Here is a 23,512-nt window from a genome sequence, read left to right as displayed (position 1 = left end):
GCAAAGGAGCACTGTCATGACCAACGTGAACAAAGACGTTATTTCGGTTCTGAACAACCTCATCGAGTACAGCAAGGATGGCGAGAAGGGCTTCAAGACTTCTGCCGAGGATGCCAAGAACCCGGACCTGAAGGCGTTCTTCCTGCAGCGTGAAGGCGAATGCCGTAGCGCCGCTGCAGATCTGCAGCAGCACGTGCGTTCCCTGGGCGGCGACCCGGAAACCACCACCAGCCTCAGCGGTGACATGCACCGCGCTTGGGTCAACCTCAAGTCTTCGCTGACCAGCAACGACGACAAGGCGGTGCTGGAAGAAGTGGAGCGCGGTGAAGACCACGCCCTCAAAGCCTACAAGGATGCCCTGGAAAAACTGGCCAAGCTGAATGTACCGGCAAGTGACCCGGCATATGCCCTGGTCGAGCGCCAGTACCATGGCGTGCAGCGCAACCATGACCAGGTCAAGGTGCTGCGCGACGCGGCCCGCGCACGTTCCTAACCGGCGTACACCTCTACCCGGTTGCGCCCGTTGCGCTTGGCGCAATACAGCGCATCGTCCGCACAGCCCAGCAAGGTCGAAAGATCCTGCTGGGCTTCTGGCGTCTGCAGGCCCACGCCAATGCTGACGGTTACCGGGTGCTGGTCGTCGCCGAACGGCGGCAGTGCCTCGACGCTGCTGCGGATACGTTCGGCGAGGGTCAGCACGCCGTTGAGGTCGGTCTCGGGCACGATCACCAGAAATTCCTCCCCACCATATCGTGCGGCCAGGTCCGCCGGGCGGCGGATGCTGTGCGCGATCGTCGTCGCCACCTGGCGTAGCGCTTCGTCTCCGCCCTGGTGACCGTGGCGTTCATTGAACGCCTTGAAGTGGTCCACATCCACCATCAGTACCGCCAGCGGGCGCTGGCTGCGCTGGGCACGTGCCCATTCGCGGCGCAGTACCTGGTCGAGCTGACGGCGGTTGGCCAGCCCCGTGAGGCTGTCGGTGGCTGCCAGTTCGGCCAGGCCCTGCTCGGCGCTGTGGCGCCTGCGCAATTCGCGCCCCAGCAGCAACGACAGCCAGAGGATGCCGATGCACAACAGGCCGGTAGCGATACTGACCACCAGTGCGGTACGCCGCCACGAGCCATAGACCTCGTCGGTGGACAAGGCCACCACCACCAGCAGCGGCAGGTCGTCCACCCGTGAAAAGGTGTACAGGCGATGCTTGCCGTCCAGGCTCGAACGCGCGGTGAAGCTGCCGTTGCCCTGGGCCATTGCGCGCTTGAAGTTGGGTTGCTCGGACAGGTCGGCGCCGATCAGCGGGTCGCTGGGCAGCGAAGGGTGGCGGGCGAGCATCACGCCGTCGCTGTTGAACAGGTTGACGCTGCTGTCGCGGCCGATGTCCAGGCGCTGGAACAGCTCGCTGAAGTAGGCCAGGCGCAGGGCGCCTGACGCGATACCGGCGAAGGCCCCATCGGCATCGTTGATGCGCCGGCTGAAACTGATGCACCAGTCCAGCTCGCCCAGGCGTGCCTTGAATGGCGGGCTGATGACCAGGCCCAGGCCGGGGTTGTCGCGATGGGCCTGGAACACCCTGCTGTCGGCAAAGTTGGCGCTGCGTGGCACCACGCTGGTGGAGTCGGCCGCCACGTTGCCGTTGCGGTCCAGCCACAGGATGTCGCCGCGTAACGGCACGGTGAAGGCCTGGTTGAACAGCAGTTGCTGGCGCAGCGGCGCGGCCACGCTGGCCAGTTCAGGGCGCTGGATGGCCCAGATCAGTCCGTGCAGCGACAGGTCGTAGAGCTCGACGTTGCGCACGATGTCGGTGTCGATCAACTGCACGATATTGCTGGCCGAGCGTGCGGCCGCCTGGCCCACGTTGGCTTTTTCGCGTACCAGCAGGAAGGTCACGATGGTGATGATGGCCAGAACCGCCAGGCAACTGCCCAGGTTAAGGATCAACTCCGGATGAGTCCCGTACAGGGTCGGGCGCTGGGGCGGAAGGCGCGAAGGCATGATGGAGGTGATTCGTACCGCTGTCGTTGAAAGGGCAGGTGCGAGGCGGCGGTATTCTAGGCGGGTGCAGATTGTCGGACAAGCTGTTGCTGGTGCCGATTGATGTACGGCATCTTGGGGCTATTTGCAGGAAAAGAGCCTGCATCCTGCAAGCTCTTTGGCGCATGGCGGTGGGATCAGAAGACGTTGAGCGGGTATTCGACGATCACGCGGTATTCGTCCACATCGTTGTCGACCTGGGCGTAGCCCTGGCTGCCACGGTGCGAGGCCCAGCGCAGCAGCACGCTGAGGTCCTTGAGGGAGCCTTGCTGGAACACGTAGGCCAGGTCCATGTCGCGTTCCCAGTGGCGCGCATTGTCGCCGTCGGCGCTGTACCAGTTGCTGTAGCCGGCGCTGGCCGGGTCGACCTTGCTCAGGTCCAGCTTGCCGCGCGAGTACGACACGGCGGTGGTCAGGCCGGGCATGCCGACGCCGGCGAAGTCATAGGCGTACTTGAGTTTCCACGAACGCTCGCCAGGCCCGTTGAAGTCCGAGTACATCTGCGAGTTGTCCAGGTACACGCTGTCGCCCAGGGTGATGTAGTCGAACGGCGTGTTGCCGTTGACCCGCTGGTACACCGCAGTGACGGTGTGGTTACCCACGCCGAGCGCCAGGTGCAGGCTGTAGGTGTTGTTGTCGATGCTGCCCAGCAGCGCATCGCCGGTGTCCTGGGTGTGGTAGTAGTGCAGGCCGGGGTTGAGGCTGACGCCGTCGGCGAGCTGCCAGGTGTAGTCCAGGTCCAGGTAGTACTGGTTCCACACGTCCTTGAGTTCGGCGGCGTACAGGCTGCTGGTAAAACCTTCGACCGGTGCCCAGGCTGCGCCGGCCCAGTTCAGGTGACGGCTTTCGCGGTCATCTGGCAGGTTGCCGTAGGTAGCGCCGATGCGTTTGTGGCCGCTCTGGTTGTAGAGCTTGGTGAAGCTGGCCTGGCCGCCTTCCAGTTGCAGCCCGTCGATGCTGTTGTTGGTCAGGCTGACGCCGCGGAAGGTCTGCGGCAGCATGCGCGTCTCGCCACCGGCGATCACCGGGTTGGTCAGGAACAGGTCGCCGGCACGCAGTACGGTGTCGAAGGCCTTGAGCTTGATGGCAGCGCCGGCATTGGAGAACGAATCCGGGGCCTTGCCCAGTTCGCCATCGTCCTTGTAGTGGTAGGGCAGGATGCTCGAACCCGCCGTACCGCCACCGCCGTCCAGCTTGAGGCCGAGCATGGCATGGGCATCCAGACCAAAGCCCACGGTGCCCTGGGTGAACCCGGACTCGAACTTGCCGATGAAGCCCTGGCCCCATTCCCGGTTGTCGTGGTTGCCGCGCTGCAGCTGGTTGCGGTTGAGGTAGTAGTTGCGGCTGAGCACGTCGAGGTGCGCACCTTCGACGAAGCCTTCGGCCTCGTCGGCCTGGGCGTGCAGGGGCATCGTTGCAGCCAGCGCAACGAACAGCGGGGTCAAGCGAAACGCGTGGATCACCGGTGTGGACTCCTTGAGGTGAGGGATGCAGCTTTTTATTGTGCGAAGCGGTGTTTTCTTGTGAGGACACATCTCTGGCCGTAGAAGCTTTTGTCCAGGCCAAAAAAAAGCCGCTGATAGCAGCGGCTTTGAAAGACGGCCACGCAGGCGAACACGTCGCCAGCGCAGCAGTCGAGGGAATAGGAGAGAGGCAGAGGCAGCGTATCAGCTGTCTTTGTCGGCACTCGCAGAACCTTTGGACGCGGTCTGCTCCAGGTTTTTGGCGTGGTCCTGCTGCTGGGCGAGGGCTTCGCGGCCTTGCTGCGCGGCAGCGGCGCGGGCGGCGTACTGCGCCACGAAAGCAGGGGACTCCTCGGCCATGGCCAGGGGCGAGAGCAATACGGACGACAGGACGAAAATACTGGCAATACCCATACTGTTGGACATTTGAAGCTACCTTCTTGCATAGCAAGCTATCTATTTGGTGTGGGTACGATAGTCCTCGGTGGGGGGTTGAAACAGAGGGGATTGGGCAATGCACTGTTGCATTTCGGGCAACAGTCGAGCGCAGCGTTTGGCCCATCGCGGGTCAAGCTCGCTCCCACAGGGTGTTCGCTGGCCCTTGTGGGAGCGGGCTTGACCCGCGATGGGGGCTTCAGGCCGGCAACAGAATCCCGAAGGTATTGGCCCCCGCCTGGCTGCGCGCAAACACGCTGCCGCCATGCATCAGCGCAATCGCCTTGACGATCGCCAGCCCCAGCCCATGGTTGCCCACGGCGCTGTTGCTGCGCGCGGCATCCACCCGGTAGAAGCGCTCGAACAGGCGAGGCAGGTGCACGGCCTCGATGGCCGGGCCCGGGTTGCTCACGGCAATGCATACCTGCTCGCCCTGACGCTCGATATGCACCTGGATCACCTGCTGGCGGGCCGTGTGCTGCACCGCATTGTTGAGCAGGTTGATCAGCGCCCGGCGCAACTGCGCCTTCTCGATGCGCGCCCGTGCATCGCCGCTGACCTGCACCCGTACCTGGGCGTCCTCGAGGATGTAGTCCAGGTAGTCCAGGGTGGTCGCCACTTCCTCGGCCAGCGAGCTGCTGGTCAGCGCGGTGGCCTTGTTGCCCTGGTCGGCACTGGCCAGGAACAGCATGTCGTTGACGATGCTGCGCAGCCGCTCCAGTTCCTCCAGGTTCGATTGCAGTACCTCGAAGTAATGTTCGGCGCTGCGACCGCGGGTTAGCGCCACCTGGGTCTGGCCGATCAGGTTGGTCAGGGGCGAGCGCAGCTCATGGGCCACGTCGGCATTGAACCCCTCCAGGCGTGAATAGGCCTGCTCGACCCGCTCCAGGGTGGCATTGAAGGTGCCGGCGAACTGTTGCAGCTCTGGCGGCAGGTCGGCCGCATACAGGCGTGCGCTCAGGTGCGGTGGCGCCAGTTGCTGGGCCTCGGCCGAGAGCGCCCGCAGCGGGCGCAGGCCGATGCGCGCGGCCCAGTAGCCCAGGGCCGAGGCCAGCAGCACGCCGATCACCGCCAGGCTGATCAATGCCCCCAGCAGGGTGTGCTGGGTGTGCCAGAAGGTTTCGGTATCGATGCCGAGCAGAAAGCGCAGGGCAGGGCGCCGGTCCAGCGCCGGCAGCTCGCTCACCAGCACCTTGTACGGGTACGGCCGGCCCTCCAGCTGCAGGTCGCGCATGCCCAGCGGGCCGGCGGCAAAGTCGCGTATCGCGGCGTCGGGCTGGCCGTACTCGTAGTGCGCGTCGCCACTCACCACCCAGAAGCGGATACGCCGGTCTTCCTCGCCCAGCAGGTTGAGCTTGTTGGTGATCTTGGCCCAGTGCTCCCGGGTGCCATAGCGGGTCAGCGCCGATTCCAGCACGCTGTAGCGGGCGTCCAGCTCGGCCTCCGGCAGCAGGTCGAGGCTGCGGTCGACCTGTTTGTACAGGGCACCGCCGATCAGCAGGAACACGCCCAGCGCCACCAGGCTGAACAGCAGGCTCAGGCGCAGGGCGATGGAGTTAGTGCGCACGGCTTTCCAGTACATAGCCCATGCCTCGGATGGTGTGCAGCAGCTTGGTCTCGAACGGGCCGTCGAGCTTGGCGCGCAGGCGCTTGATGGCGACCTCCACCACGTTGGCGTCGCTGTCGAAGTTGATGTCCCACACCAGCTCGGCAATCGCGGTCTTGGACAGGATCTCGCCCTGGCGCCGCGCCAGCACGCTGAGCAGCGAGAACTCCTTGGCGGTCAGTTCCAGGCGCTGGCCGGCGCGGCTGGCCTTGCGGCTGATCAGGTCCACCCACAGGTCCGCGACCTGGATCTGCACCGGCTCGTGCCCGCCGCTGCGGCGGGTCAGCGCCTGCAGGCGCGCCACCAGTTCGAGGAACGAGAACGGCTTGCCCAGGTAGTCGTCGGCGCCTTCGCGCAGGCCGCGGATGCGGTCTTCGACGCGCTCGCGGGCGGTGAGCATGATCACCGGGGTCTGCTTGCGTGCACGCAGGGCGCGCAGTACGCCGTAGCCATCCAGGCCCGGCAGCATCACGTCGAGCACGATCACCGAGTAGTCGCCCTCGAGGGCCAGGTGCAGGCCCTCGATGCCGTCCGGGGCGAGGTCCACGGTAAAGCCTTGTTCGGTGAGGCCGCGATGCAGGTAGTCGGCGGTCTTCTGTTCGTCTTCGATAATCAGCACGCGCATGGTCGGCTCTCAGTTCTCGATCGGCCGGGCCGCCGGCAGGTCGTTGCGGCGGCGGTGGAACAGGCGCTCCAGGGCCAAGTATATGACCGGCGTGGTGAACAGTGTCAGCGCCTGGCTGACCAGCAGCCCGCCCACCACCGCGATGCCCAGCGGCTGGCGCAGCTCGGCCCCGGCCCCGGCGCCGAGCATCAGTGGCACCGCGCCCAGCAGGGCGGCCAGGGTGGTCATGATGATCGGACGAAAGCGCGTCAGGCACGCCTCGTGGATCGCCGCCTCTGGCGCAAGCCCGCGCTGGCGCTGGGCTTCCAGGGCAAAGTCGATGAGCAGGATGCCGTTCTTCTTGACGATGCCGATCAGCAGCACCACGCCGATCAGGCCCATGATGGTGAAGTCCTGGCCCATCAGCCACAGCAGCGCCAGTGCGCCAAGGCCCGCCGAGGGCAGGGTGGAGATGATGGTCAGCGGGTGCACGAAGCTCTCGTAGAGCACCCCCAGAATGATGTACACCGCCACCAGCGCGGCCAGGATCAACCACGGCTGGCTCGACAGCGAACTCTGAAAGGCCTGGGCCGCGCCCTGGAAGGTACCGATGATCGAGGCCGGCATGCCCAGCTCGCGCTGGGTGCGTTCGAGGATGCTCACCGCATCGCCCAGGGCTACCCCCGGTGCCAGGTTGAACGACAGGTTGGCGGCCGGGAACAGCCCGTCGTGGCTGATCGACAGCGGCCCGGTGCTGGGCGCCGCGACCTTGGCCAGCGCCGCCAGCGGCACCATCTCGCCACTGAGGGGCGAGCGCAGGTAGAAGTAGGCCAGGCTCTCGGCCTTGCCACGCTGGCGTGCATCGATTTCCAGGATCACCTTGTACTGGTTGGTCTCGGTCTGGAACTCGCTGATCTGACGCTGGCCGAAGGCGTCGTACAGCGCCTGGTCGACGTCGGCGGTGGTCAGGCCGAAACGCGCGGCGGCCTGGCGGTCGATGTCGATGCGGGTCACGCTGGCGCCCAGCTGCAGGTCGTTGGACAGGTCGCGGAACGCCGGGTTGGCGTGCAGGCGTTCGGTCAGGCGCTGGGTCCACAGGTTGAGCGCCGGGCCGTCGTTGCTCTTGAGCACGTACTGGTACTGGCTGCGGCTGGGCCCGGAGCTGAGGTTGATGTCCTGCCCGGCCCGCAGGTACAGCACCAGGCCCGGCACCTGGGCGGCCTTGGGGCGCAGCCGGTCGATGAACTCGCTGGCCGACACGTCGCGCTGGGCAGGGTCCTTGAGGGCGATCCAGAAGCGCCCGTTGGCGATGGTCTGGTTGCTGCCGGTAACCCCCACCGAGTGCGAGAACGCGCGTACCGCAGGGTCGGCCTCGATGATCTTCGCCAGCGCCTGGTGCTTGCGCACCATGTCCGGGTACGACACGTCGGCCGCGGCCTCGGTGGTGCCGAGGATGAAGCCGGTGTCCTGCACCGGAAAGAAGCCCTTGGGAATGGCCACGTAGCCGCCGATGGCCAGGGCCAGGGTCACGAAGAACAGCCCGAGCATCAGCCGCTGGTGCGCCAGGGCCTTGACCAGCAGACGATCGTAACCGGCCACCAGGCGCTCGCCGAAGGTCGGCGCGGCGTGCTCGGGGTGTTGCGGGCGGCGCATGAACAGCGCGCACAGGGTCGGCGCCAGGGTCAGCGAGACCACCACCGAAATCAGGATGGTGGAGGTGGCGGTGAGGGCGAACTCCTTGAACAGCCGCCCCACCACGCCCCCCATGAACAGCAGCGGGATGAACGCGGCCACCAGCGAGAAGCTGATCGAGACCACGGTGAAGCCGATCTCGCCGGCGCCCTTGAGGGCAGCCGTGCGGCTGTCGTCGCCGGCCTCCAGGTGCCGGTGGATGTTTTCCACCACCACGATGGCATCGTCCACCACAAACCCCACGGCGATGACGATGGCCACCAGGGTCAGGTTGTTCAGGCTGAAGCCGAACAGGTACATCAGCGCGAAGCTGGCCACCAGCGATACCCCCAGCACGCTGGAGACGATCAGCGTGGCCGACCACTGGCGCAGGAACAGCGCCATGACCGCGATCACCAGCAGCACGGCGATCAGCAGGGTGATCTCCACCTCGTGCAGCGAGGCGCGGATGGTCTGGGTGCGGTCGCTGAGCACCGACACCTGCACCGATGCCGGGAGCATTTCCTCCAGGTGCGGCAGCGCCTGCATGACCCGGTCCACGGTGTCGACGATGTTGGCCCCGGGCTGGCGGAACACCACCAGGTTGAGGCCTTCCTGGTCGCCGGACCAGGCTTTGACATAGGCGTTTTCGGCGCCGTTGATGACCGTGGCCACGTCCTTGAGGTGTACCGGGGCGCCGTCGCGGTAGGCGACGATGAGCTGGGCGTATTCATCGGGGTGGAACAGCTGGTCGTTGGTGGCCAGGGTCGACACGCTGCTGTCGCCGTACAGCGCGCCCTTGGCCAGGTTGAGGCTGGTCTGCTGGATGGCCTGGCGCAGGTCGGCCAGGGTCAGGCCGATGGCGGCGAGTTTTTCCGGCTGGGCCTGCACGCGAATCGCCGGGCGCTGCTGGCCGGTGATGTTGACCAGCCCGACCCCGTCGATCTGGCTCAGCTGGCGTGCCAGCAGGGTTTCGGCGTAGTCGCTCAGTTCGTTGGCCGGCATCTGCGCGGAGCTGACGGTCATGATCAGCACCGGGCTGTCGGCCGGGTTGACCTTGCGCCAAGTGGGCAGGCTCGGCATGTCCTGGGGCAGGCGCGAGGAGGCGGTGTTGATCGCGGCCTGGACTTCCTGGGCGGCTGTGTCGATGTTCTTGTCGAGGGTGAACTGCAGGATCAGGCTGGTGGAGCCCAGTGCGCTGCTGGAGGTCATCTGGGTCATGCCGGGGATGGCGCTGAACTGCACCTCCAGCGGGGTGGCCACCGACGAGGCCATGGTCTCGGGGCTGGCGCCGGGCAGCTGCGCGCTGACCTGAATGGTGGGGAAGTCCGCTTCGGGCAGCGGTGCCACCGGCAACTGCGGGAACGCCACCACGCCCAGCAGCACCAGGGCGAAGGTCAGCAGCAGGGTGGCCACCGGGCGGTCGATGCACCACGCACTGATCGAGCTGCGCCCGCTCATGGCTGCACACCGCTGCCGGCAACATCGTCGCCGACGGGCGCGGCGGGCGGGGCTGCCAGCACCTCGACCCGGGCGCCGGGCCTGAGCCGCGACTGCCCGTCGGCCACCAGCGTGTCGTTGACCGCTACGCCGCTGATCACGTTGAGATTGCTGTCCTGGTACAGCACCTTGACCGGCACCACCGCGACCTTGTCGCCCTCGACGCGGTACACGAAGTGCTGGTCGATGCCCCGCTGCACCACGCCGGGGGGCACCACCAGCGCATCGCGCTGGATGCTGGTCTGGATCTTCAGGCTCACCAGTTGCCCCGGCCACAGGCGGGCCTGGGCATTGTCGAACGCGGCCTTGGCGCGCAGGGTGCCGGTGTTGGCGGCGATCTGGTTGTCGATCAGGCTCAGGTGCCCTTCACCCAGCAGGAGGCCGCCGCTGTCGCCGTTGCCTTCGAGGTAGGCACGGATCGGCGCCGGGGGTTCGGCGGCCACCAGCCCCTGCAGGGTCGGCAGCCATTGCTGCGGCACGGCGAACTCCACCGCAATGGGGTCGATCTGGGTCACGCTGAACAGGCCCTGGGCGTCGCTGGTGCGCACCAGGTTGCCTTCGTCGATGTTGCGAATGCCCACCCGTCCGGTGACCGGCGAGCGGATCTGGGTGTACGACAACTGCACCTTGGCCGCTGCGATCGCTGCCTGGTTGCCGAGGATGCTTGCCTTGAGCTGGTTGACCAGCGCCTGCTGCTGGTCGAGGGTCTGGCGCGAGATGCCGTTGTCTTCGCTGAGCAGGCGGTAGCGCCTGAGGTCGACCTCGGCCACCTGCTGCTGGGCCTGGCTCTGGCCCAGTTGCGCCTGGGCCTGCTCGAGGCTGGCGCGGATGCTGCGGTCATCCAGGGTGGCCAGCAGGTCACCGGCCTGCACCGGCTGGCCCTCCTTGACCAGGATCCGGGTCAGCACGCCCTCCACCTGGGGGCGGATCTGCACGCTGTGCAGCGACTGCACCGCGCCGATGGCGCTGAGGTAGTGCGGCACATCCTGCTGCTGCACCTGGATCACACTGACCGGGGTGGCCACGGGCATGGCCGGTTGGCTGGCCGTGTGGCGACCGAAAGTCAGGTACAGCGCCAGGCCCAGCAGCAACGCTATCAGGCCGAAAAAAAACACTCGAGAGCTGGAAATTCGCATGCGTGCACGGCGCCAGGGCAGAAAAAGGAGGGCTGTCAGTAGGTTATAGCTGCTACTGGGGGTCAGCAGTGTGACGCCCACCTGTCAGCGCTGTCAGCTGGCAGATGGCCAAGTGCCAATAGTCTGCGCTGGATCAAGGTTTTACTAAATGTTGCCCCGTAGAGTCTCTCGCCCTGCCGCCCCTCCACCTATAAAAACGCGAGCGCTTTCGATGAAGAGCAATCTGCCTGTGACCGGCCGCAATGTAGATTACCCCGGTGACGCGAATATCCTTTCCACCACCGATCTGACCAGCGCCATTACCTATGCCAACGAGGATTTTCTCAAGGTCAGCGGGTTCGAGCGCGACGAGCTGATTGGCCAGTTGCACCATGTGGTACGCCATCCCGACATGCCTTCCCAGGCCTTTGCGCAGATGTGGCAGACCCTCAAGGCCGGCCGCTCGTGGATGGGGCTGGTGAAGAACCGCTGCAAGAATGGCGACCATTACTGGGTCAGCGCATTCGTGTCGCCGGTCACCAGCCAGGGCCAGACGGTGGAGTACCAGTCGGTGCGCACCAAGCCCACCCCGGCGCAGGTGGAGGCCGCCGAACGCTGCTATGCACGCTTGCGCCAGCAGCGCCCGTTGCCCTGGTGGCAACGCCTGCCGCGCCCTGGGCTGGCGTTGCAGCTGGGGCTGGGCACAGGCCTGGTGCTGGCAGTGGTGCTGGGCACCAGCCGCCTGCTGTTGCCGGCGCTGCCGTGGCAGTGGCTGCTGGAGCTGGTGGCCGCCGGTGGGCTCAGTGCGCTGCTGGTGTCGGCGCTGCTGCGCCCGCTGGAACAACTGCGTGTGCGGGCGCAGTCGATTGCCGACAACCCGTTGAGCCAGCAGTTGTATACCGGCAAGGCGGGCGCCGTGGGGCAGATCGAATTCGCCCTGCTGATGCTCGAGGCGCAGATCGGGGCGGTGGTGGGGCGCATTGGCGACACCTCGCAGCGCCTGGCCGGCCATACCGCAGAGCTGGCCCAGCACCTGCAGCACAGCCACACCACCACCCTGGGCCAGCAGGGCGAGGCCGATCAGGTGGCGGCGGCAATCAACCAGATGACCACCAGCGTGGCCGAGGTGGCCAGCAATGCCCAGCAGGCTTCGGAGGCCGCCGAGCATGCCGAGGATGCCACCCAGAATGGTCACCAGCTGGTGGATCGCAGCCGCAGCAGCATCCTCGAACTGGCCAGCGCACTGAGCGCTGCCACCGAGGTTATCCACACCCTGGAAGGCCACAGCATGGAAATTTCCGGGGTGCTGTCGGTTATCCACAGCATCGCCGAGCAGACCAACCTGCTGGCACTGAACGCGGCCATCGAGGCGGCGCGGGCGGGGGATCAGGGGCGTGGCTTTGCGGTGGTCGCCGATGAGGTGCGCGGCCTGGCCAAGCGCACGGCCGAGTCCACCGGCGAAATCCAGCGCATGATCAGCGCCTTGCAGCGCGGCACCCGCGATGCGGTGCAGGCCATGCACGAGAGCCGCGAGCATGCCGGGCAGAGCGTCGAGCAGGCGCAGCAGGCGGCGGTGGCGCTGGACGGCATCAGCCAGCAGGTCAACCAGATCAGCGAGATGAGCCTGCAGATTGCTGCGGCGGTGGAGCAGCAGAGCCTGGTCAGCGAAGATATCAACCGCAACATCATCAGCATTCGCCAGGCCAGCGAAGAGAGCGTGGTGGCCGGTCAGCACGGGCATGCCAACGCCAGCGACGTGGCCGGCCTGGCCGAAGACCTCCGGCGCCTGGCCGAGGAGTTCTGGCAGCGCCGTTAGGCGCCGCTCAGAAACCGATGAAGCTGTAGTGGCCAGCCGATGTGCTGCACACCCGGGCGCCGGCCTGATGCAGTTGCTCGACCAGCGCCGGGCTTTCCACGTGCAGGGTCCAGGGCGCCAGCGCGGCGTTGCCCGGGGCGTGCAGGGCGGCGTGCAGCGCCCCGGTGTCGGGCAGGTAGGCGGTGAAGCCGTTGCCCTTGAGCGCGCTGGTGGTGATGCCCAGTTGCTGGCAGATCTGCACCTTGGCGTGGATATCGTCGCGGTCGGCCTGGCGCGAGCGCTCGATCAGCTCGGCCAGTTGGCGGTCCATCAGCTGGCTGCCGTGGATCAGTACCGGGCCGCGTTGCCAGGCTTCGGTCGGGCAGTCCTTGGCGTCGGGGCGCAACGGGATGTGCGGGTTGATTTCCATGGGGTAGATGCGGCACACCAGCGGCCGGCGCTCATAGATGCGGCACAGGTTGTCGGCATCCAGATTGCGGCAGGCGCCGGGGTTGAACGCGGCGAAGGTGATGGCCACGTGTGCCTGGGTACTGCCGCAGGGCACGGCGCAGGCACGGCGGGTGGCGTGCTCGCGCTGGGCGTCGGGCAGGCCCAGGCCGTTGGCCAGAAAGGCTTCCACCAGCACGATGAGCTGGCCGCCATCTGCCACCCAGTGGCGCGCTTCGTCGAGGGTCAGGGGAACGTGGTGGCCATTGCAGCATTTGCCACAGCCGGTGCAGTCGAACTGGAGTGAGGTTGCAGCGCTGGTCACGGTTTGGCGGGGGTCCATTCGGTGATGAAGGCGGTCTTGCGCTGCTTGTCGAACAGGCACAGCTCGCTGCCTTTCTGGTTCTTCATGTGCTTTTGCGGGTAGTGGCCGCTGATCAGCAGGGCACTGTAGCCGACGCGGTCGTCGAACTCGGCCGGCTTGCTGGCGGGCCGGGCATCCTTGAACTGGCTGGCGGCGAGGCAGGCCCTGGTCAGGGCTTGTTCGTGGTCGGCCCAGGCTTGATCACTGGAGGCGTGGGCGCCCAGGCTGAACAGGGCCAGCAGAGTAAAGGTAAGGGTTTTCATGATGGGCGGCTCATGGGGGGGCAGGCCGCTGATTATGCCAGAGCGTCGATTTTTGCAGGAGCGGGAGCGTTTCAGCGTTTGTCCGGTTTTTTTCGCCGGCAAGGCCGGCTCCTACAAGGGTACGCGGTGCCTGTAGGAGCCGGCCTTGCCGGCGAAGGGGGCCGTCTCAGCGCTCGGCGAAAGCCACCGCCCGCGCTGCCACGATCAGGCAATCGGTGAGTTCCGGCGAGGAGAACTTGGTCAGCACCGCGTTCGCCCCTGCCAGCCGGGCTTTCTCGCTGTTCATCGCGCTGTCCAGCGAGGTGTGCAGCAGTACATAGAGGTGCTGGAAGTCAGGCGTTTCGCGCAGCGTGCGGGTGAAGGCGTAACCGTCCATCTCGGACATCTCGATGTCCGAGACCACTACGTTGATCTCCCGGTCGGTACCCTGCAGCTCCAGCAGGGTGTCGATGGCATCCTTGGCGCTCTTGGCGGTGTGGCATTCCAGCCCCAGGCCGCGCAGGGTCAGCACCGACTGGTGGAGTGCCACATGGCTGTCATCGACCACCAGTATGTTGGTGGCCTGCAGAACGGCGGCGTCTTCGGGGTTCAGCTCGCTGCTGCTCACTTCACGCGGCGGCGGCGCAATGCCATGAATGACCTTTTCGATGTCCAGCACCTGCACCAGCGTGCCGTCCACCTGGGTTACCCCGGTGATGAATGCCTTGCTGCTCGACCCGTAGGGCGGCGGCTTGATGTCGGTACTCAGGCAATGCACGATGCGGCTCACCGCCTGCACGTGCAGGCCCTGCTTGGAGCGGCTGATGTCGGTGACGATCAGGCAGCCGCCGTTGGGGTCTTCCAACGGGCGCTCGCCGATGGCGCGCGACAGGTCGATGACCGACAGCGAGTTGCCCCGCAGGGTGGCCACGCCTTTGACGTGCGGGTGCGATTCCGGGAGCTTGGTCAGGGGCGGGCAAGGGATGATCTCGCTGACCTTGAGCAGGTTGATTGCCATCAGCTTGCCGCTGCGCAGGGTGAACAGCAGCAGCGACAGCGAGTCGGCGCGGGCATTTTGCGAGGCCATAGGCACCTTCAGGGCAAAGAGAGTAAGGGATCTGCCGGGTTATCGACCCGAGCACGCCAGGCTTTAATCCGCCACTGCACTTCAGCGTAGCCCCAGTCGGCGGGCCAGGCGGCTGAGGTTGGCGCGGTCCAGGCCCAGCTCGCGCGCGGCACTGGCCCAGTTGTGCTGGTGGCGCTCCAGGCAGGCCTCGATCAGCTGGCGCTGGTACAGGTCCAGGGCCTGGCGCAGGTCGGTGCCGGGCGGCGGTGGCAGTGGCGCCGCCACGCTGGGCGCTGCCCCCGGGCCGGCGCCGGGCAGGTCGAAGTCGCGGGCCTCCAGGGTCAGGATCTTCGGCCGCTCGGGGTGCTGGCCCAGCGCCTTGAGCGACGAGCGGCCGATCAGGTGCTCCAGTTCGCGCACATTGCCCGGCCAGTCGTACGCCAGCAGCGCGGCCTGGGCATCGCTGCTCAGGCGCAGGCTGTTCAGGCCCATGCGCGAGCGGTTCTGCTCCAGGAAGTAGCCACTGAGCAGCAGCACGTCGCGCCCGCGCTCGCGCAGCGCCGGCACCCGCAGCGGGTACACGCTCAGGCGGTGGTAGAAGTCGGCGCGGTAGCGCCCGGCACGCACTTCCTCGGCCAGGTCGCGGTTGGTGGCGGCAATCAGGCGCACATCCACCTGGTGCTCCTGGTCCGAGCCCAGGCGCTGCAGCTGTCCGCTTTGCAGCACGCGCAGCAGCTTGGCCTGCACGGCCAGCGACAGTTCGCCCACTTCGTCGAGAAACAGTGTGCCGCCGTTGGCCAGCTCGAACTTGCCGCGTCGCTCGCCCACCGCGCCGGTGAAGGCGCCGCGCACATGGCCGAACAGCTCGCTCTCGACCAGGGTGTCGGGCAAGGCGGCGCAGTTGAGGCTGATCATCGGCTTGTCGGCACGCGCCGACTGCTGGTGGATGGCCTGGGCCACCAGCTCCTTGCCGACTCCGGTTTCACCGGTGACCAGTACGGTCAGGTCGCTGCCGGCGACCAGGCGGATCTCTTCGAGCAGGTGCTTGTGGGCCTTGCTCTGGCCGATCAGTTCCTGGTGCTGCTGGCCGCTGGCCTGGCGGTAGATCTCGGCGCGCTGGTGTTCGTCTTCGGCGCGCAGGGCCAGGCGTTCGATACGTTGCGCCACGTTGACCGTGGCGGCGGCCAGGCTGGCGAAGGCCTGCAGGGCGTCCAGCTCGACCTGCTGGAAGCGCTCCGGGGCCAGCGCATCGAGGGTGATCAGGCCCCAGGGCCGTTCGTCGACGAACAGCGGGCAGCCCATGCAGTCGTGTACCTCCAGGTGTTGGTGCAGGCCCTCGACCAGGCCGTCGTAGGGGTCGGGCAGCTGGCTGTCGCTGGCAAAGCGGGTCGGCTCGCTGCGGCTGAGCAGGGCGGCGAAGCGCGGGTGTTCGCTGACCTTGAAGCGCCGGCCCAGGGTGTCCGGGCTCAGGCCGTCCACCGCCAGGGGTACCAGCCATTCGCCATCCAGGCGCAGCAGCGCGGCGGCGTCGCATGGCAACAGGGCGCGCATGGCTTCGAGCAGGCGACGGTAGCGTTCGCGTTCGGGCAGCTCGCGAGACAGGTCGCTGACCAGGGGCAGCAGTGCGGTAAGCAGTGATTTTGCGGTCATGATGACTCCTTCGAGTCTTTATGACTCTAGCAGGGCTGTGGTCAATTTGACTCCAAAATATTCAAGCTATTGATTTATATGGATTTAATAGTTGGCACGAAAGCTGAAACAACCCGGGCAGATTATCCAGAAGCCATAAGGCCCGGGAGTTACCCATGCTCAATGCCCAAGATCGTGCCATCGTCAAAGCCACCGTTCCGCTGCTTGAAAGCGGCGGCGAGGCGCTGACCACGCACTTCTACAAACTGATGCTCAGCGAATACCCCGAGGTGCGTCCGTTGTTCAACCAGGCCAACCAGGCCAGCGGCGACCAGCCGCGGGCGCTGGCCAATGGCGTACTGATGTATGCACGCCATATCGACCAGCTCGAGCAACTGGGCGGCCTGGTGAACCAGATCATCAACAAGCACGTGGCGCTGCAGATCCTGCCCGAGCATTACCCGATCGTCGGCGCCTGCCTGCTGCGTGCCATCGAAGAGGTGCTCGGCAAGGAGATCGCCACCCCCGAGGTGATCGCGGCCTGGGGCGCGGCCTACCAGCAACTGGCCGATATCCTGATCGGCGCCGAAGAGGGCCTGTACCAGCAGAAGGCCCAGGCGCCGGGTGGCTGGCGCGGTGCGCGGGCGTTCCGGCTGGCGGCGCGGGTGCAGGAGAGCAGCGAGATCGTCTCGTTTCACTTCGCCCCGCTCGATGGCGGCCCGGTTCTCAAGGGCGAGCCCGGTCAGTACCTGGGCCTGAAGGTGCAGATCGATGGCCAGGAGCACCGGCGCAACTATTCATTGTCGGCGCTGGGTGACGGCCGCGAGTACCGCATCAGCGTCAAGCGCGAGGCGGGCGGCAAGGTGTCCAACTACCTGCATGAGCAATTGCAGGTGGGTGATACCCTGGAGCTGTTCCCGCCGGCGGGCGAGTTCACCCTGAGCGCCAGCGACAAGCCGCTGGTGCTGATCAGCGGCGGGGTAGGGATCACCCCGACCCTGGCGATGCTCGACGCGGCCCTGGCCAGCGGTCGCCTGGTGCACTTCATTCATTGCGCGCGCAACGGTGCGGTGCATGCGTTTCGCGACTGGGTGGACGAACGCGCGGCGCGTCATCCGCAGCTCAAGCGCTTCTATTGCTACGCCGAGGATGATGGGGTGAGCCTGCCGGCCGACGCCGTGGGGCTGCTGAGCCAGGATCAACTGGCGCAGTGGCTGCCGGTCGAGCGTGACCTGGACGCCTACTTCCTGGGGCCCAAGGGCTTCATGGCGGCGATCAGGCGTCAGCTCAAGGCCCTGGGGGTGCCGGAGCAGCAGAGCCGCTACGAGTTCTTTGGGCCGGCGGCGGCACTCGAGTAAGGGCCGGGGCCTGTTCGCCGGCAATGCCGGCGCCTGCAGGTGCACGAATGTGCTGCAGGCGCCGGCTAAGCTGCCGACCTTAATCTTCTTTTAATCGGTTTAACCTTCACTCCCTGTGGTCATGGTCGGCGTGTAGAATTGCGCCCAGGCTTGAGCCACCTATCTAGTGAAGGGAACGGGAATGAACGATCTAACGCAGCGCCTGAATCGGGAACGGCGCTTTCTGGTACTGCTGGGCGCCATCTGCCTGGCGCTGATCGGCGGTGCCCTGTACATGCAGATCGTGCTGGGCGAGGCACCGTGCCCACTGTGCATCCTGCAGCGCTATGCATTGCTGTTCATCGCCCTGTTCGCCTTCATCGGTGCGGCCATGCCCGGGCGGCGCAGCCTCACGCTGTTCGAGGCCCTGGTGGTGCTGAGCGCCATCGGCGGCATTGCTGCAGCGGGCAACCACGCCTACATTCTGGCCAACCCGGCCGTCAGCTGCGGCATCGACACCCTGCAGCCGATCGTCGACGGCCTGCCGCTGGCCTCGGTGCTGCCGTTGGTGTTCCAGGTGGATGGTTTCTGCTCGACGCCGTACCCGCCGGTGCTGGGGCTGTCGCTGGCGCAATGGGCGCTGCTGGCCTTTGTGCTGACCGCCGTACTGGTGCCGCTGGGCATCTACCGCAACCGTCGCCAGCGTTAGACAAAAGTCCCGTGTCGAGGCAAGTGCGCAGGGCTTGAGAATTTTCCGAAGAAGTCGCCTCCAGGTTGACCTGGATCAAGTCCCAACCCTTGCGGTACGGGCATTTCAGGGCTACAGCCAGGGGTGCGACAAACTGTCGCGAAATTGATTTTTGCTGCGCTATTGTTACGTTTTCTGTAAAGGACTGTTGCTCAATAAGTCATAGTCATGGCCATGTTACGTCACTACAATCGCCCCCAATTTCCGTTCGGCACCGCTTGCGAGTTGCAGGATTAAAGGAGCTCCGGCCCCTTTCGTGACTCTGACGAGCATCGCCTGCGGCGATGCCGGGCTGACCCCCCTCCCGTGATTTTCCGCACCAAATGGAATTGGTCTGTAAACAGGCCTGATTGCCTACGAAGTCAAAACAATAAGCACCGTTGCACACCGGTTCTGCCGAGCAGCCGCAGCTGAATTCCGGCGTGACCGTATTCGATCCCATAAATGCTGACGCTTGGCAGGACGAAGTGTTGGCGACCAAAACACAAATTGCATTGAAGCAAGCTGCTCTAGAGGTCGTGAGATGAGTAAAAAGCGTTACCCCAGACTGTTTGGCATTCTGCCCTTTTTAGGCATGCTTTTACTCAGTGGGTGCAACTGGACCCTGCTCGACCCGAAGGGCCAGGTCGGCATTGAGCAAAGGAACCTGATCCTGATCGCTACCGGCCTGATGTTGCTGGTGGTGATTCCTGTCATTTTCATGACGATCGCGTTCGCGTGGAAGTATCGCGCCTCCAACAAGGCTGCCACCTACACCCCTGACTGGTCGCACTCGACCAAGATCGAAGTGGCCGTATGGTCCATCCCGGTGCTGATCATCATCGCCCTGGGTTATGTCACCTACCTCTCCACCCACAAGCTGGACCCGTACCGTCCACTGGATTCCGACGTGAAGCCGGTGCAGATCGACGTGGTCGCGCTGGACTGGAAATGGCTGTTCATCTACCCGGAACAGGGCATTGCCACGGTCAACAAGATCGTCTTCCCGGCCAACACCCCGGTCAATTTCCGCGTGACCTCCGACGCCGTGATGAACTCGTTCTTCATCCCGGGCCTGGGCGGCCAGATCTACGCGATGGCGGGCATGACCACCAAGCTGCACCTGATTGCCAACCAGAACGCCGAGTTCGACGGGATCTCCGCCAACTACAGCGGTGCCGGCTTCACCGGCATGAAGTTCAAGGCGATCGCCACGTCCCAGGAAAATTTCGAGGCGTGGGTCAACGAGGTCAAGCAGTCGCCGCAACAACTGGACAAGGCCACCTACGAGGCTCTGGCCAAACCTAGCGAAAACAACCCGGTTGCGCTCTACAGCGTGGCCCCGGAAAACATGTTCCAGTCCATCGTCGACAAGTACGAGGGCATGAACCGTGGCAAGCCGGTGGTGCACGAGAAGAAAGAGCACAAAGAAGCGGCCGAAGCGATGGACGTGAGTATGCATTCAGCTGCTGGGGCAGAGGAGTAAAAGATGTTCGGTAAACTTAGTCTGGACGCGATCCCGTATCACGAGCCGATAGTCATGGTGACCCTCGCCATGATCGCGCTCGGCGGTCTCGCGTTGGTTGCTGCAATCACCTATTTCCGCAAGTGGACCTACTTGTGGACCGAGTGGCTGACGTCGGTCGACCACAAGAAGATCGGGGTGATGTACATCATCGTCGCGATGGTCATGCTGCTGCGCGGCTTTGCCGACGCCATCATGATGCGTACCCAGCTGGCCATGGCCACTGGCGGCGCCGAGGGCTATCTGCCTCCTGAACACTATGACCAGATCTTCACCGCTCACGGTGTGATCATGATCATCTTCATGGCGATGCCATTCTTCACCGGCCTGATGAACCTGGCCCTGCCTCTGCAGATCGGTGCACGTGACGTTGCCTTCCCGTTCCTCAACTCCCTGAGCTTCTGGCTGCTGGTGTCCGGCGTTGCGCTGGTCAACATCTCCCTGGGCGTGGGCGAGTTCGCCAAGACCGGCTGGGTGGCCTATCCACCGCTGGCGGGTATCCAGTACAGCCCTGGGGTCGGTGTCGACTACTACATCTGGGCGCTACAGATATCCGGATTGGGGACAACGCTGACCGGTGTCAACTTCCTGGCCACCGTGCTGAAAATGCGCGCCCCTGGCATGAAGCTGATGGACATGCCGATCTTCACCTGGACCTGCACCTGGGCCAACATCCTGATCGTGGCTTCGTTCCCGATCCTGACCGCGACCCTGGCACTGCTGACCGTTGACCGTTATCTGGACTTCCACATTTTCACCAACGAGCTTGGTGGGAACCCGATGATGTACGTCAACCTGTTCTGGGCATGGGGTCACCCTGAGGTGTACATCCTGATCCTGCCGGCGTTCGGCGTGTTCTCGGAAGTCATCTCGACCTTTACCGGCAAGCGCCTGTTCGGCCACAAGTCGATGATCTACGCCTCGGGTGCGATCTCGGTTCTGGGCTTCGGCGTATGGCTGCACCACTTCTTCACCATGGGTTCGGGCGCCAGCGTCAACACCTTCTTCGGTCTGGCGACCATGCTCATTTCGATCCCGACCGGGGTCAAGCTGTTCAACTGGCTGTTCACGATCTACCAGGGCCGTCTGCGCTTCACCGCGCCAGTGCTGTGGACCCTGGGCTTCATGGTGACCTTCTCGATCGGCGGCATGACCGGCGTACTGCTGGCCGTACCTGGTGCTGACTTCGTGCTGCACAACAGCCTGTTCGTGATCGCTCACTTCCACAACGTGATCATCGGTGGTGCGGTGTTCGGCTACATTGCCGGCTTCGCCTTCTGGTTCCCGAAAGCCTTCGGTTTCACCCTGAACGAGAAGTGGGGCAAGGCTGCCTTCTGGTTCTGGATCTCCGGTTTCTACGTGGCCTTCATGCCGCTGTACGCACTGGGCTTCATGGGCATGACCCGTCGTCTGAACCACTCGGACAACCCTGCCTGGGAACCGTACCTGTACGTGGCCGTGGTCGGTGCCGTGCTGATCCTGTTCGGTATCGCCTGCCAGCTGATCCAGCTGTACGTGTCGATCCGCGATCGCAAGGACAACATGGACGTCACTGGCGACCCATGGAATGCGCACACCCTGGAATGGTCGACCTCGTCGCCACCGCCGTTCTACAACTTCGCCACCATGCCGGAAAAAGTCGGCCTGGACGCATGGACCGAAGCCAAGCGCGCCGGTATCGCCTACAAGGCTCCGGCCCAGTACGCACCGATCCACATGCCGAACAACACCGCTACCGGTCTGTACATGGGCGCGCTGTTGACCGTCTTCGGTTTCGCCACCATCTGGCACATCTGGTGGTTGGCCGCGGTCGGCCTGATCGGCACCATCGCTGTCTTCGTTGCTCACGCTGCGCGTGACGACCAGGGCTACATGGTTCCTGCCGAGGAAGTGGCACGTATCGAAGGTGAGCGTCTGAAGCACCTCGGTCTGGCTACCGGCTCGCCAGTCGGTGCGCCTGTCGAATCGTTTGAACGGGTTTAATCAATGTCCAGTCATGTAATCAATGCTGATGCTGCTCATGGTCACGACCATGGGCACGAAGAACACCACGACTCGGGCCAGATGACCGTATTCGGTTTCTGGCTGTACCTGATGACCGACTGCATCCTGTTTGCGTCGATCTTCGCAGCCTACGCGGTGCTGTCCGGCAACTTTGCCGGCGGCCCGTCGGGTCACGACATCTTCGAACTGCCGTATGTACTGGCTGAAACCGCGCTGCTGCTGTTCTCCAGTATCACCTTCGGCTTCGCCATGCTGCAGATGTACAAGGGCAACAAGAACGGTGTACTGGCCTGGCTGGCAGTCACCTTCCTGCTCGGCCTTGGCTTCATCGTCATGGAAGTCAACGAGTTCCACCTGCTGATCAGCGAAGGCTTCGGCCCGCAGCGCAGCGGCTTCCTGTCGGGCTTCTTCGCCCTGGTCGGCACCCACGGTCTGCACGTGACCGGTGGTCTGATCTGGATGGCCGTGATGATGTACCAGATCCAGAAGAAGGGCATCACCGGTTCGGCCAAGACCCGCATGGGTTGCCTGAGCCTGTTCTGGCACTTCCTGGACGTGGTCTGGATCTGCGTATTCACCGTTGTCTATCTGCTGGGGGTTCTGTAAATGGCTAACGCACATAACGAGCACGCCGAGGGCAGCCACGGCAGCGTGAAGTCGTACGCAATCGGCTTCGTACTGTCGGTGATCCTGACGCTGATCCCGTTCGGTCTGGTGATGTACCCGACCTTGCCCAAAGACATGACCGTACTGATCGTGGTGGCCTTCGCGGTCATCCAGATCGTCGTGCACCTGTACTACTTCCTGCACCTGGACCGTTCGCCAGAGCAGCGTGAGAACGTCAGCGCCTTCCTGTTCACCGGGTTGGTCATTGCACTGTTGGTCGGCCTGTCGCTGTGGATCATGTTCAGCATCCACACCAGCATGATGGCGAAGTGAGGTAAGACGGCATGTCCTTTAAGCACTTTATCCAAATCACCAAACCGGGGATCATTTTCGGTAACGTGCTTTCTGTGGCAGGCGGTTTCTTCCTTGCCGCGCAAGGGCATGTGGACTTCATGCTGTTCCTGGCCACGGTGATCGGCACTTCGCTGGTGGTGGCGTCCGGTTGCGTGTTCAACAACTGCATCGACCGTGACATCGACATCAAGATGGAGCGCACCAAGAACCGTGTGATGGTTCAAGGGCAGGTCTCGCTGAAGATCGCGCTGGCCTACGCCACCCTGCTCGGGGTGGCCGGGCTTGGCCTGCTGTACGTGCAGGCCAATGCCCTGGCAGCGTTGTTCGGCCTGATCGGGTTCATCATCTACGTGGGTTTCTACAGCCTGTACCTGAAGCGCAAATCGGTGCACGGCACCCTGGTAGGCAGCCTGTCCGGTGCCATGCCTCCGGTGATCGGCTACTGCGCCGTGAGCAACAGCTTCGACCTGGCTGCGTTGACCCTGCTGGTGATGTTCAGCCTGTGGCAGATGCCGCATTCCTATGCGATCGCGATCTTCCGCTTCAACGACTACCTGGCGGCCTCGATTCCGGTACTGCCGGTCAAGCGTGGCATCCTGGTGGCCAAGAAACACATCCTTTGGTACATCGTGGCGTTCCTGGCAGCGACCCTGATGCTGACCATCGGTGGTTATGCCGGCATGAGCTACATGGCCGTGGCGGCGGCGATGGGCATGTACTGGTTGTACATGGCCTGGACCGGCTACAAGGCTGTGGATGATCGCCTGTGGGCGCGCAAGCTGTTCGTGTTTTCCATCTTCACCATCACTGCGTTGAGCGTGATGATGTCGTTGGACACCAAGGTGCCGACCGAACTGCTGCTGACCTACGCGCATTGATCTGATGTGTTGAAAGAGACCCCGGGCCGAAAGGTGCCGGGGTTTTTTTTGCCCTTCAGAAACGGCTTCGCTCCCGCTCCCGCTCTTGCTCTTGCTCTTGCTCTTGCTTTTGC

At 64.5% G+C, this 23,512-nt stretch carries 20 protein-coding genes; 9 read left to right on the top strand and 11 right to left on the bottom strand.

The features are described from left to right. The first annotated feature begins 16 nt into the window (after positions 1 to 16). Positions 17 to 493 (top strand): PA2169 family four-helix-bundle protein, encoded by a 477-nt coding sequence (locus DN387_RS20130; protein ID WP_043864389.1) that lies wholly within the window; start codon positions 17 to 19, stop codon positions 491 to 493. Here DN387_RS20130 and DN387_RS20125 read toward each other — a convergent pair. The 7 genes from DN387_RS20125 to DN387_RS20095 all read right to left on the bottom strand — a co-directional run bounded on the left by DN387_RS20125 (position 490) and on the right by DN387_RS20095 (position 10,446). After that, complete coding sequence (locus DN387_RS20125; protein ID WP_054916286.1) at positions 490 to 1,992, bottom strand: diguanylate cyclase; 1,503 nt, start codon at positions 1,990 to 1,992, stop codon at positions 490 to 492. The two genes, DN387_RS20130 and DN387_RS20125, sit on opposite strands and share 4 nt — an antisense overlap. A 176-nt stretch (positions 1,993 to 2,168) precedes the next feature. Beyond that, positions 2,169 to 3,443 carry an OprD family porin gene (locus DN387_RS20120; protein WP_231390716.1) on the bottom strand — a complete coding sequence of 425 codons (1,275 nt, stop codon included), beginning with the start codon at positions 3,441 to 3,443 and terminating at the stop codon, positions 2,169 to 2,171. A gap of 255 nt (positions 3,444 to 3,698) precedes the next feature. Continuing rightward, on the bottom strand, positions 3,699 to 3,920 hold the full coding sequence (locus DN387_RS20115; protein WP_043864392.1) for a hypothetical protein: 222 nt from the start codon (positions 3,918 to 3,920) through the stop codon (positions 3,699 to 3,701). A gap of 208 nt (positions 3,921 to 4,128) precedes the next feature. Continuing rightward, a complete protein-coding gene (locus tag DN387_RS20110) occupies positions 4,129 to 5,511 on the bottom strand; it encodes a heavy metal sensor histidine kinase (protein ID WP_043864393.1) in 1,383 nt (460 codons plus the stop codon). Next, positions 5,486 to 6,160 (bottom strand): heavy metal response regulator transcription factor, encoded by a 675-nt coding sequence (locus tag DN387_RS20105; protein ID WP_043864394.1) that lies wholly within the window; start codon positions 6,158 to 6,160, stop codon positions 5,486 to 5,488. Before DN387_RS20105 ends, DN387_RS20110 begins: the two co-directional genes overlap by 26 nt. Positions 6,161 to 6,169: 9 nt before the next feature. Next, positions 6,170 to 9,271, bottom strand: coding sequence for a multidrug efflux RND transporter permease subunit (locus DN387_RS20100; protein ID WP_054916288.1), 3,102 nt, complete (start codon positions 9,269 to 9,271; stop codon positions 6,170 to 6,172). Continuing rightward, the gene (locus DN387_RS20095; protein ID WP_054916289.1) at positions 9,268 to 10,446 is read right to left on the bottom strand and encodes an efflux RND transporter periplasmic adaptor subunit; all 1,179 of its coding nucleotides are present in this window, start codon (positions 10,444 to 10,446) and stop codon (positions 9,268 to 9,270) included. The genes DN387_RS20100 and DN387_RS20095 overlap by 4 nt, the downstream gene beginning before the upstream one ends. A gap of 211 nt (positions 10,447 to 10,657) precedes the next feature. On the opposite strand from DN387_RS20095, the gene DN387_RS20090 reads away from it, so the two are divergent. Beyond that, positions 10,658 to 12,241, top strand: coding sequence for a PAS domain-containing methyl-accepting chemotaxis protein (locus DN387_RS20090; protein WP_054916290.1), 1,584 nt, complete (start codon positions 10,658 to 10,660; stop codon positions 12,239 to 12,241). A gap of 7 nt (positions 12,242 to 12,248) precedes the next feature. Here the strand turns inward: DN387_RS20090 and DN387_RS20085 are convergent, their stop codons facing one another. From DN387_RS20085 to norR, 4 genes are all read right to left on the bottom strand, one after another. After that, entirely contained in the window at positions 12,249 to 13,010 is a 762-nt protein-coding gene (locus DN387_RS20085; RefSeq protein ID WP_054916291.1) for a YkgJ family cysteine cluster protein, read from the bottom strand. Further along, positions 12,989 to 13,294 carry a hypothetical protein gene (locus DN387_RS20080; protein ID WP_054916292.1) on the bottom strand — a complete coding sequence of 102 codons (306 nt, stop codon included), beginning with the start codon at positions 13,292 to 13,294 and terminating at the stop codon, positions 12,989 to 12,991. Before DN387_RS20080 ends, DN387_RS20085 begins: the two co-directional genes overlap by 22 nt. Positions 13,295 to 13,460: 166 nt before the next feature. Further along, on the bottom strand, positions 13,461 to 14,360 hold the full coding sequence (locus DN387_RS20075) for a chemotaxis protein (RefSeq protein WP_043864400.1): 900 nt from the start codon (positions 14,358 to 14,360) through the stop codon (positions 13,461 to 13,463). A gap of 81 nt (positions 14,361 to 14,441) precedes the next feature. Beyond that, on the bottom strand, positions 14,442 to 15,989 hold the full coding sequence (norR, locus tag DN387_RS20070; RefSeq protein ID WP_043864401.1) for a nitric oxide reductase transcriptional regulator NorR: 1,548 nt from the start codon (positions 15,987 to 15,989) through the stop codon (positions 14,442 to 14,444). Positions 15,990 to 16,144: 155 nt separating this feature from the next. Here norR and hmpA point away from each other — a divergent pair, with 155 nt between their 5' ends. From hmpA to cyoE, 7 genes are all read left to right on the top strand, one after another. Continuing rightward, a complete protein-coding gene (gene hmpA / locus DN387_RS20065) occupies positions 16,145 to 17,326 on the top strand; it encodes an NO-inducible flavohemoprotein (RefSeq protein ID WP_054916293.1) in 1,182 nt (393 codons plus the stop codon). 181 nt (positions 17,327 to 17,507) lie between these two features. Further along, positions 17,508 to 18,014, top strand: coding sequence for a disulfide bond formation protein B (locus DN387_RS20060; RefSeq protein WP_043864403.1), 507 nt, complete (start codon positions 17,508 to 17,510; stop codon positions 18,012 to 18,014). Between the two features lie 562 nt (positions 18,015 to 18,576). After that, positions 18,577 to 19,518 carry a ubiquinol oxidase subunit II gene (cyoA, locus tag DN387_RS20055; protein WP_054916294.1) on the top strand — a complete coding sequence of 314 codons (942 nt, stop codon included), beginning with the start codon at positions 18,577 to 18,579 and terminating at the stop codon, positions 19,516 to 19,518. Positions 19,519 to 19,521: 3 nt separating this feature from the next. Beyond that, the gene (cyoB, locus tag DN387_RS20050) at positions 19,522 to 21,540 is read left to right on the top strand and encodes a cytochrome o ubiquinol oxidase subunit I (RefSeq protein ID WP_043864405.1); all 2,019 of its coding nucleotides are present in this window, start codon (positions 19,522 to 19,524) and stop codon (positions 21,538 to 21,540) included. A 3-nt stretch (positions 21,541 to 21,543) separates the two neighbouring features. After that, positions 21,544 to 22,167 carry a cytochrome o ubiquinol oxidase subunit III gene (cyoC, locus tag DN387_RS20045; protein WP_043864406.1) on the top strand — a complete coding sequence of 208 codons (624 nt, stop codon included), beginning with the start codon at positions 21,544 to 21,546 and terminating at the stop codon, positions 22,165 to 22,167. Beyond that, complete coding sequence (gene cyoD / locus DN387_RS20040; protein WP_043864407.1) at positions 22,168 to 22,500, top strand: cytochrome o ubiquinol oxidase subunit IV; 333 nt, start codon at positions 22,168 to 22,170, stop codon at positions 22,498 to 22,500. Positions 22,501 to 22,511: 11 nt separating this feature from the next. Further along, the gene (cyoE, locus tag DN387_RS20035; protein WP_043864408.1) at positions 22,512 to 23,399 is read left to right on the top strand and encodes a heme o synthase; all 888 of its coding nucleotides are present in this window, start codon (positions 22,512 to 22,514) and stop codon (positions 23,397 to 23,399) included. Positions 23,400 to 23,512 lie beyond the last annotated feature (113 nt).

Source organism: Pseudomonas sp. FBF18, assembly GCF_024261405.1.
In the GTDB taxonomy this organism is placed as follows: Bacteria; Pseudomonadota; Gammaproteobacteria; order Pseudomonadales; family Pseudomonadaceae; genus Aquipseudomonas; species Aquipseudomonas palmensis.
Note: the sequence above shows the minus strand (reverse complement) of the source record. Positions and strands in the feature narration are given on the sequence as shown.